The sequence below is a fragment of the Nocardioides marmorisolisilvae genome (assembly GCF_031656915.1).
GTDB lineage: Bacteria > Actinomycetota > Actinomycetes > Propionibacteriales > Nocardioidaceae > Marmoricola > Marmoricola terrisoli.
Genome location: NZ_CP134227.1, coordinates 2,191,032 through 2,204,440 on the forward strand (window position 1 = coordinate 2,191,032; position 13,409 = coordinate 2,204,440).

Below are 13,409 nucleotides of genomic sequence, written 5' to 3' on the forward strand. Positions count from 1 at the left end.
GTCAGCTGACCCCCACAGTTCCGACGGGTGGGAGGTTCTCGATCCAGGTGTCGAACCAGGGACCGTCGCCCAGGACGCTGGCGAAGACCCGGTAGAACGGAGCCATCACCCGGAGGCTCTCGTCGATGTTGCTCTGGTTCTTCAGGAGCACGTCGACGACACCCTGCAGGTTCTGCAGAGCCGGCTTCAGGTCGGCCCGCGAGTCCGCGACCAGGCCGGTGAGCTGCTTGGACAAGGTGCTTGTGGAGACCAGCAGCCGGTGGATGGCGTCTCGGCGCAGCACCAGCGCGTGCAGCAGCGTGTTGCTGCTCTTCATCAGGTCCACGACGTCCTGGTCGTGGGTGCTCAGGGTGCCCGACACCGACTTCAACCGCTTGAGCAGCACGTTGATCTGTTCGTCACGCGAGGCCACCGTCTGCGACAGCGCGCTGACTCCGTGCAGCGCGCTCTTGAACGCCGCCGGGGTGGTGCTGGTGGCGTCGGCCAGCGTGTTCAGGGACTTGCGCAGCCGACCGACGTTGATCTTCTGCACCCGGGAGGCGAGTCCGCTGAACGCCTGGACCACGTTGTACGCCGACTCCGTGCGCGAGGTCGGGATCGTGGCACCCTGAGCCAGCTGGCCCGAACCGGACGGCTCGAGCGCGAGGAACATCTGGCCGAGGAGCGTCTTCACCTTGATCTGGGCGCCGGTGTCGTCCCCGAAGCGGGAGTCGGTCTTGATCTTGAAGGCAACCCTGACGTGGTCGCCCTCGAGATCGATGGAGCTCACCTTGCCGACCCGCACTCCTGCGATCCGGACCTCGTCATTGGGCTTCAGGCCGGAGGCGTCGGAGAAGTTGGCGTAGTAAGTGTCCCCGCCGCCGATCAGAGGCAGGTCGCCGGCGCGGAACGCTGCCAGCAACAGCAGCAGCAGCACGGCGATGCCCACCGCGCCGATGATCACCGGGTTGCGCTCCCGGAAGGGGGTGCTCATGACAGGTTGCACCTCCCGCTGTCGTTGCCGACGTTGAAGGTGGGCAGGGCGATGGTCTGACCCAGCAGGGTGATCTGTCCCTTGAACTGACACAGGTAGAAGTTGAAGAACGACCCGTAGCTGCCCGTGCGCCCGATCCGGTTGAGCTTGATCGGGAGGACCTGGAGGGCGCGATCGACCTCACCGCGGCCCCGGTCGAGGTTGCCCGCGACCTTGCGCAGACCCTTGACGTCCTTGGCGAACGACGGTCGGATGCCCTTGGTCAGCGCGGCGGTCTGCTGGGCGAGCACGGAGATCTTGTTCAGTGGGTCGAGGAGGGCATGCCGGTCCTGTGCCAGGCCCTGCATGAACGAGCGCAGCTGCACGATGAGGTTGCCGAGCTCGCCGTTTCGGTCGCCGATGGTCTTCAACACGCTGCTCAGGTTGGTGATCAGGCTTCCGATCACCTGGTCGCGGCTGGCCAGCGAGTTGGTCACCGATGCGGTGGTCTGGAGCAGACCTTGGAGGTTGCCGCCCTCACCCTGGAACACCTGGATGATCTCGTAGCTGAGCTGGTTGATGTCCGACGGCGTCAGCGCCGCGAACAGTGGCTTGAATCCGTTGAACAGCGTGGTCAGGTCGAGGGCCGGTTGGGTGCGCGAGAGTGGGATCGTGGAGTTCGCCGGCAGCATCGAGGTGTTGCCCACGCCCTCGTCGATCGAGATGTAGCGCTGGCCGACCAGGTTGCGGTAGCGGATCATCGCATCCGAGCTGCGGGTGACCTTGGCCGATGTCGCCACGTCGAAGGTGACCTCGGCGTGGTCGGTGTCGACGATCTTGATGTCCTTGACGCTGCCGACCTTGACTCCCGCGATGCGGATGTCGTCGCCATTCACCAGACCGGTGGCGTCACTGAAGACCGCATGGTAGGTGCGGCTGCTCTGGAAGGTGAGGTTGCCGATGAGCACCACCAGGACGCCGGTGAGCATCGCGGTGACCACGAGGAAGATCAGCAGCTTCACGAGGTCCGCGCTGGTCTTCTTGTCGAGCATCTTCATCGTGCACTCACCTCCGTACCTGCGGCGACAGGTGCGAAGAGGAGCGAGGTGATGCCGGCAACCTGATCGACGGGCACGCCCAGAGCCGGAGCGGTGAGTGCAGCGATCATGCGGCGCTGCGCGGGGGTGCCGACCGCCGTCGGGGACGCGCTGTTGGCGAACCCGGTCGCCGGCCGCTGGTTGTCGTAGCCACCACGACCGAGGCTGCCTCCGTTGTCGTCGACTCCATCACGGAAGTTCGGGATGTGTCCGTATCCGGGTGTGCCGTAGGGGTGCTCTGCGTTGCCGGGCGGGTTGGGCAGTCCGGCGCAGTTGGGGGCGTTCTTCGCGCCGTACACCGCCTTGTCACCGGTGTTGTAGCCGCGCGGCTGACCCGGGATCAGCTGCACCGAGATGTGGAAGATGAACCCACGGAAGGTGTCGGCCAGCATCGGCAGCTGGTTGACCAGCCCCTTGAGCAGGCAGGGGTACTCCGGGGAGTAGGTCTTCAGCAGCTGAAGCTGGGGGCGGCTGACCTTGCCCAGCTCGATCAGGTTGTCACCATTGGCGTTCAGGAAGCCACGTGTGGTGTCGCTCAGCCCGCGCACGTCACGGAGGAACTGGTGGAGTGCAGCCTGCTTGTCCAGCAGGGTGTTTCCGGTCTTCACGGTGTTGCGCAGCGTCTGCGCGACCTGCGGGAGCACATCGGCGTAGAGGTTGCTGTCCTGGCCGAGGAGCTTGATATCGGCGACGAACTGCGGAACCTCGGGGTTCAGCCGCTTGAGGTAGGCGTTGAGGGTGACCAGGCTCTGCCCGACCTCCTCGCCGCGGCCCTGAAGCGCGTCGGCGATCGCGTTCAGCGTGTAGCTCAGTTCGGCGGGCTGGATCGTACGGAGCAAGGGGTAGAGGTCGCCGAGGACCTTCTCCACCTCGATCGGAGGCCGGCTCTGCCCGATGTGCGCGCCCGGCTCGATCGGTGGCGCTGTCGGCGCGCCCTTCGGGGGGTCGAGCTCGACGTACTTCTCACCGAAGAGCGTCTTGGGGATGATCGAGGCCTGGACGTTGGCCGGAATGGTCTTCAGCTGGCTCGGGTCGATGCCCAAGGTGATGGTCGCTCCGCCGTTGCCGTTGGTCGTGGTGTCCAGGACCTCACCGATGAGCACTCCGCGGATCTTCACGTCGGCGCGTTCGGGCAGCTGCAGCCCGATCGCGTCGGTGGTCAGCGAGAGCTTGTCGAACGAGGTGAACTTCTGCGCGAAGACGGCGTAGACCAGCCAGATCCCCAGCGCGAGAAGTCCGACGAACAGCACGCCGAGGACGCGGTTGCCGATGACCTTCCTCATCCGGCCAACCTCACCGTGACGGTCGAGCCCCAGATGGCCATGCTGAGGAACAGGTCGATGACGTTGACGGCGACGATGGACGTACGCACGGCGCGGCCCACGGCCACGCCCACGCCGGCGGGGCCGCCGCTCGCGTTGTACCCGTGGTAGCAGTGGATCAGGATCACCACGACGGCGAAGACCAGCACCTTGCCGAAGGACCAGAGCACATCGCCCGGGGGCAGGAACTCGTTGAAGTAGTGGTCGTAGGTGCCCGGACTCTGGTGGAAGAACTGGATCACGACCAGCCGGGTCGCGAAGTACGACGACAGCAGGCCGACGACGTACAACGGGATGATCGCCACCAGGCCGGCGATGATCCGGGTGGTGACCAGGAACGGCATGGACGGGACGGCCATCACCTCGAGGGCGTCGACCTCCTCGGAGATCCGCATCGCGCCGAGCTGGGCGGTGAAGCCGCAACCGACCGTCGCCGCCAACGCGATGCCGGCGACGAGAGGGGCGATCTCACGGGTGTTGAAGTAGGCCGAGACGAAGCCGGCGAAGGCCGCCGTGCCGATCTGGTTGAGCGCGGCGTAGCCGGACAGCCCGACCTGGGCGCCGGTGAAGAACGTCATCGCGAGGATGACGCCGACCGTGCCGCCGATGACCGCCAACGCGCCGCTGCCCAGGGTGACCTCGGCGAGCAGTCGGAGGATCTCCCGCTTGTAGCGCCGCACGCTGCGTGGAGCGGCCGCGAGCGCACCGATGTAGAACCTCAGCTCTGCGCCGAGGTTGTCCAGCGACTTCAGCGGCCGCTGGTACACCTGCCTGATGTCCGCCATCGCGTCAACCCGTCTTCGGTGGCACGAGCTGGATCCAGATCGCGCTCATGACGAAGTTGACGATGAACAGGAAGATGAACGTGATGACGACCGACTCGTTGACCGCGTCGCCGACGCCCTTCGGGCCGCCTCCGGCGTTGACGCCCTTGTAGCTGGCCACGATGGCGGCGATGAGTCCGAAGATCAGCGCCTTGGCCATCCCCTCCCACAGGTCGGGCAGCTGCGCCAGCGCGGTGAAGCTCGCGAGGTAAGCGCCGGGCGTGCCGTGCTGGAGGATCACGTTGAAGACGTAGCCGCCGGCGACGCCGACGACGCTGACCATCCCGTTGAGGAACACCGCGACCAGCATCGCGCCGAGCACGCGGGGGACGACGAGGCGCTGGATCGGGTCGATCCCCAGCACCATCATCGCGTCGAGCTCCTCACGGATCTTCCGCGAGCCGAGGTCCGCCGCGATCGCGGAGCCGCCTGCGCCGGCGATCAGCAGAGCGGTGCCGATCGGGGCCGCCTGCTGGACCACGGCGAGCACGGAGGCCGAGCCGGTGAACGACTGCGCACCGAACTGCTTGATCAGGCCGCCGACCTGCAGGGCGATGACCGCACCGAACGGGATCGCGATCAGGGCCGTGGGAATGATCGTCACCGAGGCGATGAACCACGCCTGCTGGATGAACTCGCGGGTCTGGAACGGTCGCCGGAACAGCGAACGGCCGACGTCGAGGGCGAAGGCGAAGAGCTTGCCCGCCGTCCCGATCGGAGCCAGGACGCGGGTCGCGACCGAGGATGCCATGCGCCGGTCAGCCCCCGATGGCCATCGACATATTCGGTTGGAAGGAGCCCGGGGGCGGGGTCACGCCGTGCTCACGGCACCACTCACCGGGCGCACGCTGGCCACGACGCGGAATGCCGTTGGAGGGCTCCAGCTGCAGCGGGATCGGGGGCAGCGGCGGCATCTCCATGTCCTTCTCCGCCTCCAGCTCGTCGGCGTCCTTCTCCTCGCTCATGCCGATCGGACCGATCGTCTGAGCGTTGAGGAACTGCCGCACGACCGGCTCCTCGGAGCTCAGCAGCATCTCCCGCGGACCGAACATCGCCAAGTGCTTGTGGTAGAGCAGCCCGATGTTGTCGGGCACCGTCCGCGTCGAGTTGATGTCGTGGGTGACGATCAGGAACGTCGCGTCGATCTGGGCGTTGAGGTCGATGAACAGCTGGTTGATGAACGACGTGCGCACCGGGTCGAGGCCGGAGTCGGGCTCGTCGATCAGCAGGATCTCGGGGTCGAGGACCAGCGCCCGGGCCAGCCCGGCGCGCTTGCGCATGCCACCGGAGATCTCACCGGGGAGCTTCATCTCCGCCCCCAGCAGACCCACCAGGTCCATCTTCTCCATCACGATGTTGCGGATCTCGGACTCTGACTTGCGAGTGTGCTCGCGCAGCGGGAACGCGACGTTGTCGAAGAGGTTCATCGACCCGAACATCGCGCCGTCCTGGAACAGCACCCCGAAGAGCTTGCGGACCTCGTAGAGCTCCTTCTCCGGACAGCTCGCGATGTCGACGCCCTCGATCAGGATGCTGCCCTCGTCGGGCTTGAGCAGACCGATCAACGCCTTGAGGAACACCGACTTGCCGGTGCCGGAGGGACCGAGCATCACCGAGACCTCGCCGGCCGGCAGCGTCAGAGTGACCCCACCCCAGATCAGCTGCTTGCCGAACGACTTGGTCAGATTGTCGACCTTGATCTCGACGCCCATGACGCTCCCTTGAGTATGCGAAGTTCGTGCACTCACGCCGCCCACGGGCGTCGGCCTACCCCCTGCTGCCTGATGCTGTGGCAAACGAGTCTGCGACGGCTAAGTTACGCGATGGTCACCGCATCCGCACCCCTGTCCGGCGGTGTCTCCCCAATCGGTGCGCAAATGCGACGGAGCGGCCGGCCGGGCGGTGCCCAGGCCGACCGCTCCGGTCGTGGCGTTCGTGGTGGCCGCCCCGTCGCCGGGCCGGCCGAGACTCACTTGAGGGTGACGGTGGCCCCGGCGCCCTCGAGGGCCTCCTTGGCCTTCTCCGCGGTCTCCTTGTTGGCCTTCTCCAGGATCGCCTTCGGCGCGGCCTCGACCAGGTCCTTGGCCTCCTTCAGACCCAGGCTGGTGAGAGCACGCACCTCCTTGATGACGTTGATCTTCTTGTCACCGGCGGACTCGAGGACGACGTCGAACTCGTCCTGCTCGGCGGCGGCGTCACCGGCGTCACCGGCACCGCCGGCGGCGGGGGCGGCGGCGACCGCGACGGGGGCGGCCGCGGTGACGCCGAAGGTGTCCTCGAACTGCTTGACGAACTCGCTGAGCTCCAGGAGGGTCATCTCCTTGAAAGCGTCGAGCAGCTCGTCGGTGCTGAGCTTCGCCATGATGGCGTTCCTTTCAGTAGTTGCTGCGGAGTCCGCAGTCGTGAATGTCAGGCCTCGGTGCTTTCGGGGGCCTCTGCGCTGGCCTCAGCGCTCTCCTCGGACGCGGGCGCGTCCTCGGATGCAGCGTCCTCGGCCGGAGCCTCGGGCGCTGCAGCTTCCTCGGTGGCCTCCGCGGGGGCAGGAGCGCCACCGGCGAGGATCGAGGGGTCCTGCTCGGCCTTCGCCTGCAGGGCACCCGCCAGACGGGCGGCCTGCGACAGCGGGGCGTTGAGCAGGTAGACGGCCTGGGAGAGCGAGGCGAGCATCGCGCCCGCAAGCTTGCCCAGCAGCACGTCGCGGGACTCCAGATCCGCCAGCTTGGCGATCTGCGAGGCCTCGATCGGTGCACCGTCGACGTACCCGCCCTTGATCACGAGGGCGGGGTGTGCCTTGGCAAAGTCACGCAGACCCTTCGCCGCCTCGACCAGGTCGCCGCTGATGAAGGCGATCGCGGTCGGGCCGTTCAGCAGGTCGTCGACGCCGTCGACTCCCGCCTCCTTGGCGGCGATCTTGGTGAGCGTGTTCTTGACCACGGCGTAGTTGGCGTTCTCGCCGAGCGTGCGCCGCAGTTCCTGCAGCTGCTTCACGGTGAGACCGCGGTACTCGGTCAGCACAGCACCCGCGGAGTCGTTGAACTGCTCGACGATCTCCGCGACGGCTGCTGCCTTGTCTGGCCGCGCCATGGGTCTCCTTCCGGTCGTTGCGACCCGCGGGTGCGGGCGCCTCGAAGCCGGCACCGCCCGGAACGAGAGAACGCCCCGGCGCAGGGCACGGGGCGTACGGCGAAGGATCGCTGCAGCTGTGTCACCTGCGCAGGTCGCCCGCTCTCGCGAACCTTCGCCCCGGTCGATGAGACCCGGGGAACCGGCGGTCTTTGGCTTCAGGAGAAGAGTACGGCGCCCAGCGACCAGGCAGCAAATCGGCCCGGCCCCCGTGCGGGGACCGGGCCGACTGACACGTCGTACGGCGGGGCTCAGGCCTCGTCGTCGCCGGTGACGTTGCGGGTGCGGTTCGGGTCGATCTGGACCCCGGGACCCATCGTCGTGGAGACGGTGACCTTCTTGATGTACCGGCCCTTGGAGCTGTTCGGCTTGAGCCGCAGCACCTCCTCGAGCGCGGCGGCGTAGTTCTCGGCGAGCTGGAGCTCGGAGAACGACGCCTTGCCGATGATGAAGTGCAGGTTCGCGTGCCGGTCGACACGGAACTCGATCTTGCCGCCCTTGATGTCGGAGACAGCCTTGGCGACGTCGGGGGTGACCGTGCCGGTCTTGGGGTTCGGCATCAGGCCGCGCGGTCCGAGGACCCGGCCCAGCCGACCGACCTTGCCCATCATGTCGGGAGTCGCGACGACGGCGTCGAAGTCGATCCAGCCGCCGTTCACCTTCTCGATGAGCTCGTCGCCACCGACGATGTCGGCGCCGGCCTCGCGGGCGGCCTCGGCCTTGTCCGCGTTGGCGAACACCAGCACCCGCGCGGCCTTGCCGGTGCCGTGCGGCAGGTTCACCGTGCCGCGCACCATCTGGTCCGCCTTGCGGGGGTCCACGCCGAGGCGCATGGCGACGTCGACGGTCTCGTCGAACTTCTTCTTGGCGTTCTGCTTCGCGATCTTGATCGCGGCCAGCGGGGCGTGGAGCTCGTCCTGGTCGTACGACTCCGCCGCCGCGCGGTAGGTCTTGCTGCGCTGCATGTCTGGTTCTTCCTTACTTCCAGTCGTGGTCGTGGGGCCAGCGCGGCCCTGCCACGGTTTCGGTTGCGTCTCGCGAGCCGGCCTCGGTCGAGGTACGGCCCGGGAAAGCGATCAGTCGGTGGTGACGCCCATCGAGCGAGCGGTGCCCTCCACGATCTTCATGGCGGCATCGATGTCGTTGGCGTTCAGGTCGGGCAGCTTGGTCTGGGCGATCTCACGCACCTGGTCCTTGGTGAGCCTGCCGACCTTGTCCGACTGCGGGACACCGGACCCCTTGGCGATCCCGGCAGCCTTCTTGATCAGCTCTGCTGCCGGCGGGGTCTTGGTGATGAACTCGAACGAGCGGTCCTCGTAGATCGTGATCTCGACCGGGATCACGTTGCCGCGCATGGACTCCGTCTGGGCGTTGTACGCCTTGCAGAAGTCCATGATGTTGACGCCGTGCGGACCGAGCGCGGTACCGACGGGCGGGGCCGGCGTCGCGGCTCCGGCCTGCAGCTGCACCTTGACCAGGGCAGCGATCTTCTTCTTCGGGGGCATTTCCTTCTCTTTTCCTCTCGTGGTCCTGACGGGGCGGATGCCCCTGCCACACTTACCGGGTCCGGGAGCCCGCCACGCGAACCGTCGCTCCGCTCCGGTCCACGTCGACGCTCCTCGGCCTCCTCGCTTCGCTCAGACCTTCTGGATCTGGTTGAAGCTCAGCTCGACCGGGGTCTCCCGGCCGAAGATCTCGACGAGGGCCTTGACCCTCTGTGCCTCGGCGTTGATCTCGGTGATCGTCGCGTGCAGCGTGGCGAACGGCCCGTCGACCACCATCACCGAGTCGGAGACGTCGAAGTCGGCAACGGTGACCTGCTGACGCGGCGTTGCCTTGCGTGCTCCACCGGCGGCGGTCTCTGCGGTCGCGGCGGCCGCGTCGGCCTCGGCGCGCACTGCCGGTGCGAGCATCGCCTCGACCTCGTCGAGGCCCAGCGGCACCGGCTGGTGGCTGTGGCCGACGAACCCGGTCACCGACGGCGTGTGGCGGACGGCGCTCCAGGACTCGTCGGTCAGGTCCATCCGGACCAGCACGTAGCCGGGGAGCACGGTGCGCTTGACGAGCTTGCGCTGGCCGTTCTTGATCTCGGCGACCTCCTCGGTCGGCACCACGACCTCGTGGATGTAGTCGCCCATGTTCAGCGAGGAGATCCGGTTCTCGAGGTTGGCCTTGACCCTGTTCTCCATGCCGGAGTAGGTGTGCACCACGAACCACTCACCGGGCTTCTCCCGCAGGGTCGTGCGGAACTCCTCGAGCGGGTCGACCTCGGCCGCCGGAACGTCCTCGGTGGACTCCTCGCCGGCGTCGTCGGCAGGCTCCCCGTCGACAGGCTCGGTGGACTCCTCGACGGCGTCCTCCGTGGTGTCCTCCGTGGGGTCCTCCGTGGTGTCCTCGGCCGCTGCAGCCTCCGCGGGCTCCCCGGCGGGGGCACCCAGCTCGGCCTCAACGGTCGGCTCGACCTCGAGGTTGGTCTGTGGGTCGTTCTGCTCCGACACCGTCACTCCGTCGTCTGTCCATTCGTGGGTGGTTGTCTGCTCGTCAGGGCTGGTGCTCATGTCGTGGCCGCCTACCCGAAGACCGCGAAGACGAGCTTGCCGAAGGCGAGGTCGTACAGCGACACCAGGCCGATCAGGAACAGGCAGAACACCACCACCACGGTGAAGTAGGTGACCAACTGCGGCTGCGTGGGCCACACGACCTTGCGCAGCTCGGCGACCACCTGGCGGTAGAACTTGACCGGGCTGGTCCGCTCATGAGGCTGCTTCTTCGGTCGCCCTGGGCGTACCGACTGGCTCTCTGACACGACTCTTCCCTCATCCGTTCCACGGGGTCTGCTGGTCCACGCTGCCACCTCGATGGTCTCGTCACCGTGATGGGCTCTCGCAGGGCACGAGGGACTTGAACCCCCAACCTTCGGTTTTGGAGACCGATGCTCTGCCAGTTGAGCTAGTGCCCTACGGCGTCGTCCGGGCATGGCGAAACATTGCCCGAGGACACCAGGAAGAGAGTCTACGGGGCCCCGCCAGCCAAGTCGAACCGAGCGGGCACCGGCTCCACGTCGATGACGCCCACACTGCCGCGGAGCGCCCCAGGACGCCCGGCAAACCGCCTCGCCGCGGCCGGTCGCGGGATGGGACGATGGATCCGTGACCGTTTCCACCCAGCCACTGTCCAGCCAGTCCCCCGAGCAGGTCGCGGCGTTCCTGCAGGCCCAGCGCACGGCGTACGACGAGCTCCGCGCGCGCGGCCTCAAGCTCGACCTCACCCGCGGCAAGCCGTCGACGGCGCAGCTCGACCTGGCCGACGGCCTCCTCGCGCTCCCCCACGGCACCACCGACGCCGCCGGAGTCGACACCCGCAACTACGGCGGGCTCCAGGGCATCCGCGAGCTGCGCGAGATGTTCGCCGAGCTGCTCTGGGTCGAGCCCGAGCAGGTCGTCGCCGGCGGCAACTCCAGCCTGGTCCTGATGCGCGAGGTGCTCACCGACCTGTGGCTCAAGGGCGCCGTCGACGGCGAGCGTCCCTGGGGACAGGAGGAGAAGGTCACGTTCATCTGCCCGGTGCCGGGCTACGACCGGCACTTCACGCTGCTGTCGTGGTTCGGGATCGACACCGTCACCGTGCCGATGAACGAGGACGGACCCGACCCTGACGCCGTCGCGGAGATCGCCGCGAGCGACCCGTCGGTCAAGGGGATGTGGGTGGTGCCCACCTACGCGAACCCCACCGGCTCGGTGGCCAGCCAGGAGGTCGCGGAGCGGCTGGCCTCGATGACCACGGCCGCGCCGGACTTCAAGATCCTGTGGGACAACGCCTATGCGTTCCACCACCTCACCGAGGACGAGGCCAAGAGCGCCGACGTCCTCTCACTGGCGTCGGCAGCGGGCCATCCGCACCGACCGATCATGTTCGCCTCGACCTCGAAGATCACCTACGCGGGCGCCGGCGTGGCCTTCATGGCGGCGTCGGTGGAGAACGTGGGGTGGTACCTCGACCATCTCGGCCAGGGCGCGATCGGGCCGGACAAGGTCAACCAGCTCAGGCATGCGCAGTTCTTCGGATCGGCACAGGGGGTGCGCGACCATATGGCGCGCCATCGGGAGATCATCGCGCCGAAGTTCGCGGCGGTGGACCGGGTCCTCACCGAGCGCCTGGGAGGTCTCGGGGTCGCGTCCTGGACCCGCCCGACGGGTGGCTACTTCATCAGCCTCGACGTGCTCGACGGCACCGCGTCGCGCACGATCGAGCTGGCCCGCGACGCCGGGGTCGCCCTCACACCCGCGGGCTCCGCGTTCCCGCACAAGGACGACCCTTACGACCGCAACATCCGGATCGCACCGACCTATCCGGACCTGGCCGACGTGTCGGCCGCCATGGAGGCGGTCGCGACCTGTGTGCTGTTGGCTGCCGCGGAGAAGCTCGCCTCCGCATGACCAGCGCCAGCGAGACTGGCATCAGGTCCGTCGCTGAGCTCCCCAAGGCTCACCTGCACCTGCACTTCACCGGATCGATGCGGCACGCCACCCTGCTGGAGCTCGCCGAGCGGGACGGGATCACCCTCCCCGACGCCCTCGTCGAGGACTGGCCGCCGCAGCTGTCCGCGGCGGACGAGAAGGGCTGGTTCCGCTTCCAGCGGCTCTACGACGTCGCCCGGTCGGTCCTGCGCACCGAGGGCGACGTACGCCGGCTGGTGCGCGAGGCCGCCGAGGACGACCGCCGCGACGGCGGACGCTGGCTGGAGATCCAGGTGGACCCGAGCGGGTACGCCGCCCGGTTCGGTGGCATCACCGCCTTCACCGACCTCGTCCTCGATGCGGTCGCCGAGACCTCCCGCGACGTCGGGATCGGGATGGCGGTGGTGATCGCGGCGAACCGCACCCGCCATCCCCTGGACGCCCGGAGCCTGGCCAGGCTGGCCGCGCAGTACGTCGGTCGCGGTGTGGTCGGCTTCGGCCTGTCCAATGACGAGCGGCGCGGGCGCACCGACGACTTCGGTCCGGCGTTCCGCATCGCCGAGCGCGCCGGACTGCTCCTGGACCCGCACGGGGGCGAGCTGCTCGGCCCGGCCTCGGTGCGTGCCTGCCTCGACTCCTTGCACGCGGGGCGGCTGGGCCACGGGATCCGGGTCACCGAGGACCCGGCCCTCCTCGACCGGGTGGTGGCGAGCGGGGTCGCGCTCGAGGTCTGCCCCGTCTCCAACGTCGCCCTCGGCGTCTATCCCGACCTCGGCTCGGTGCCGCTTCCCGACCTGCTGGCTGCCGGCGCGACGGTCGCGCTCGGGGCCGATGACCCCCTTCTCTTCGGCTCCCGTCTCGCCGGCCAGTACGCCACCATGCGTGCGGCGCACGAGCTCACCGACGACCAGCTCGCCGGGCTGGCGCGCTCGTCGATCCTGGCCTCATGCGCCGCGGACGCGGACAAGGTGCGCTGGAGCTCGGAGATCGACGACTGGCTGGCCGACGACCCGTGCTCGGCTGCAAGGATGGGGCCATGAGCGACTACCCCGGCCAGCAGCCCGACCCGGACCGGCCCGCGGCGGACCAGCCCGAGCCGACCCGTCCGCTGGACCAGGAGCCGCCCGCCCGACAGGAGCCGGAGCCGCCGTACCCCTCGCAGCAGCCCCCGGCTGCCTACCCGACCCAGCCGCCGCAGTACCCGACCCAGCCCCCCCAGGCCGGGCCCGGCTACCCGGCGTACCCGCCGCCGTACCCCCAGCAGCCCCAGGGTCAGTTCCACGGGCAGCTGGGTGCGCCGGCGCAGTACCAGTACCCGATGGCGCCGCAGCGGCCCGTGCACGACAAGGCCGGGCTCGCACTCGGCCTCGGCATCGGCGGCCTGGTGGGGAGCCTGGTGCTCTGCGGGCTGCCGCTGTTGCTCTGCCCGTTCGCGTGGGCGATCGGTCAGCGGGCGCGCAAGGACATCCAGCGCTCCGGCGGCCAGCTCGACGGTGACGGGATGGCCCTGGCCGGGATGATCTGCGGCATCGTCGGCACCGTGCTGCTCGTGCTCGCCGTGCTGGCGCTGATCGTCTTCGGAGTGCTGCTGGTCGTCGGCTCCGCCGGGATCAGCTCCTCCACCAGCGCCTGAC

Annotated in this window: 15 protein-coding genes and 1 tRNA gene; 3 read left to right on the top strand and 13 right to left on the bottom strand. The window is 68.3% G+C overall.

The window, feature by feature from the left end:
• Position 1: 1 nt before the first annotated feature.
• The 13 genes from Q9R13_RS10500 to Q9R13_RS10560 form a co-directional block, all read right to left on the bottom strand.
• Positions 2–973, bottom strand: a complete 972-nt coding sequence (locus Q9R13_RS10500; RefSeq protein WP_310961124.1) for an MCE family protein — start codon at positions 971–973, stop codon at positions 2–4.
• Positions 970–2,010, bottom strand: coding sequence for an MlaD family protein (locus tag Q9R13_RS10505; protein ID WP_310961125.1), 1,041 nt, complete (start codon positions 2,008–2,010; stop codon positions 970–972). Before Q9R13_RS10505 ends, Q9R13_RS10500 begins: the two co-directional genes overlap by 4 nt.
• Entirely contained in the window at positions 2,007–3,332 is a 1,326-nt protein-coding gene (locus Q9R13_RS10510) for an MCE family protein (RefSeq protein WP_310961127.1), read from the bottom strand. The genes Q9R13_RS10505 and Q9R13_RS10510 overlap by 4 nt, the downstream gene beginning before the upstream one ends.
• On the bottom strand, positions 3,329–4,156 hold the full coding sequence (locus Q9R13_RS10515) for an MlaE family ABC transporter permease (protein ID WP_310961128.1): 828 nt from the start codon (positions 4,154–4,156) through the stop codon (positions 3,329–3,331). The genes Q9R13_RS10510 and Q9R13_RS10515 overlap by 4 nt, the downstream gene beginning before the upstream one ends.
• A gap of 4 nt (positions 4,157–4,160) precedes the next feature.
• Entirely contained in the window at positions 4,161–4,946 is a 786-nt protein-coding gene (locus Q9R13_RS10520; protein ID WP_310961129.1) for an MlaE family ABC transporter permease, read from the bottom strand.
• A gap of 7 nt (positions 4,947–4,953) precedes the next feature.
• Positions 4,954–5,907 (bottom strand): ABC transporter ATP-binding protein, encoded by a 954-nt coding sequence (locus Q9R13_RS10525; RefSeq protein WP_310961130.1) that lies wholly within the window; start codon positions 5,905–5,907, stop codon positions 4,954–4,956.
• 257 nt (positions 5,908–6,164) lie between these two features.
• Positions 6,165–6,557: a 50S ribosomal protein L7/L12 gene (gene rplL / locus Q9R13_RS10530; protein WP_310961131.1), complete on the bottom strand. Its 393-nt coding sequence runs from the start codon at positions 6,555–6,557 to the stop codon at positions 6,165–6,167.
• Positions 6,558–6,604: 47 nt separating this feature from the next.
• A complete protein-coding gene (gene rplJ / locus Q9R13_RS10535) occupies positions 6,605–7,279 on the bottom strand; it encodes a 50S ribosomal protein L10 (protein ID WP_310961132.1) in 675 nt (224 codons plus the stop codon).
• Positions 7,280–7,569: 290 nt separating this feature from the next.
• A complete protein-coding gene (gene rplA / locus Q9R13_RS10540; RefSeq protein WP_310961133.1) occupies positions 7,570–8,283 on the bottom strand; it encodes a 50S ribosomal protein L1 in 714 nt (237 codons plus the stop codon).
• 111 nt (positions 8,284–8,394) lie between these two features.
• On the bottom strand, positions 8,395–8,823 hold the full coding sequence (gene rplK / locus Q9R13_RS10545; protein WP_310961135.1) for a 50S ribosomal protein L11: 429 nt from the start codon (positions 8,821–8,823) through the stop codon (positions 8,395–8,397).
• A gap of 132 nt (positions 8,824–8,955) precedes the next feature.
• On the bottom strand, positions 8,956–9,876 hold the full coding sequence (nusG, locus tag Q9R13_RS10550; protein ID WP_310961136.1) for a transcription termination/antitermination protein NusG: 921 nt from the start codon (positions 9,874–9,876) through the stop codon (positions 8,956–8,958).
• Positions 9,877–9,887: 11 nt separating this feature from the next.
• Positions 9,888–10,124 (bottom strand): preprotein translocase subunit SecE, encoded by a 237-nt coding sequence (gene secE, locus Q9R13_RS10555; protein ID WP_310961137.1) that lies wholly within the window; start codon positions 10,122–10,124, stop codon positions 9,888–9,890.
• 80 nt (positions 10,125–10,204) lie between these two features.
• A tRNA-Trp gene (locus tag Q9R13_RS10560) sits at positions 10,205–10,277 on the bottom strand.
• Positions 10,278–10,467: 190 nt separating this feature from the next.
• On the opposite strand from Q9R13_RS10560, the gene Q9R13_RS10565 reads away from it, so the two are divergent.
• From Q9R13_RS10565 to Q9R13_RS10575, 3 genes are read left to right on the top strand one after another with little or no spacing between them, the layout of a single operon-like run.
• Positions 10,468–11,754, top strand: a complete 1,287-nt coding sequence (locus Q9R13_RS10565) for an aminotransferase class I/II-fold pyridoxal phosphate-dependent enzyme (RefSeq protein WP_310961138.1) — start codon at positions 10,468–10,470, stop codon at positions 11,752–11,754.
• Positions 11,751–12,815, top strand: a complete 1,065-nt coding sequence (locus tag Q9R13_RS10570; RefSeq protein ID WP_310961139.1) for an adenosine deaminase — start codon at positions 11,751–11,753, stop codon at positions 12,813–12,815. Before Q9R13_RS10565 ends, Q9R13_RS10570 begins: the two co-directional genes overlap by 4 nt.
• On the top strand, positions 12,812–13,408 hold the full coding sequence (locus Q9R13_RS10575; RefSeq protein WP_310961141.1) for a DUF4190 domain-containing protein: 597 nt from the start codon (positions 12,812–12,814) through the stop codon (positions 13,406–13,408). The genes Q9R13_RS10570 and Q9R13_RS10575 overlap by 4 nt, the downstream gene beginning before the upstream one ends.
• The last annotated feature ends 1 nt before the right edge of the window (position 13,409 follow it).

Coding starts and splice junctions, on each gene's coding strand:
- Q9R13_RS10500 (WP_310961124.1), bottom strand. CDS start 973: ATGAGCACCCCCTTCCGGGAGCGCAACCCGGTGATCATCGGCGCGGTG.
- Q9R13_RS10505 (WP_310961125.1), bottom strand. CDS start 2,010: ATGAAGATGCTCGACAAGAAGACCAGCGCGGACCTCGTGAAGCTGCTG.
- Q9R13_RS10510 (WP_310961127.1), bottom strand. CDS start 3,332: ATGAGGAAGGTCATCGGCAACCGCGTCCTCGGCGTGCTGTTCGTCGGA.
- Q9R13_RS10515 (WP_310961128.1), bottom strand. CDS start 4,156: ATGGCGGACATCAGGCAGGTGTACCAGCGGCCGCTGAAGTCGCTGGAC.
- Q9R13_RS10520 (WP_310961129.1), bottom strand. CDS start 4,946: ATGGCATCCTCGGTCGCGACCCGCGTCCTGGCTCCGATCGGGACGGCG.
- Q9R13_RS10525 (WP_310961130.1), bottom strand. CDS start 5,907: ATGGGCGTCGAGATCAAGGTCGACAATCTGACCAAGTCGTTCGGCAAG.
- rplL (WP_310961131.1), bottom strand. CDS start 6,557: ATGGCGAAGCTCAGCACCGACGAGCTGCTCGACGCTTTCAAGGAGATG.
- rplJ (WP_310961132.1), bottom strand. CDS start 7,279: ATGGCGCGGCCAGACAAGGCAGCAGCCGTCGCGGAGATCGTCGAGCAG.
- rplA (WP_310961133.1), bottom strand. CDS start 8,283: ATGCAGCGCAGCAAGACCTACCGCGCGGCGGCGGAGTCGTACGACCAG.
- rplK (WP_310961135.1), bottom strand. CDS start 8,823: ATGCCCCCGAAGAAGAAGATCGCTGCCCTGGTCAAGGTGCAGCTGCAG.
- nusG (WP_310961136.1), bottom strand. CDS start 9,876: ATGAGCACCAGCCCTGACGAGCAGACAACCACCCACGAATGGACAGAC.
- Q9R13_RS10570 (WP_310961139.1), top strand. CDS start 11,751: ATGACCAGCGCCAGCGAGACTGGCATCAGGTCCGTCGCTGAGCTCCCC.
- Q9R13_RS10575 (WP_310961141.1), top strand. CDS start 12,812: ATGAGCGACTACCCCGGCCAGCAGCCCGACCCGGACCGGCCCGCGGCG.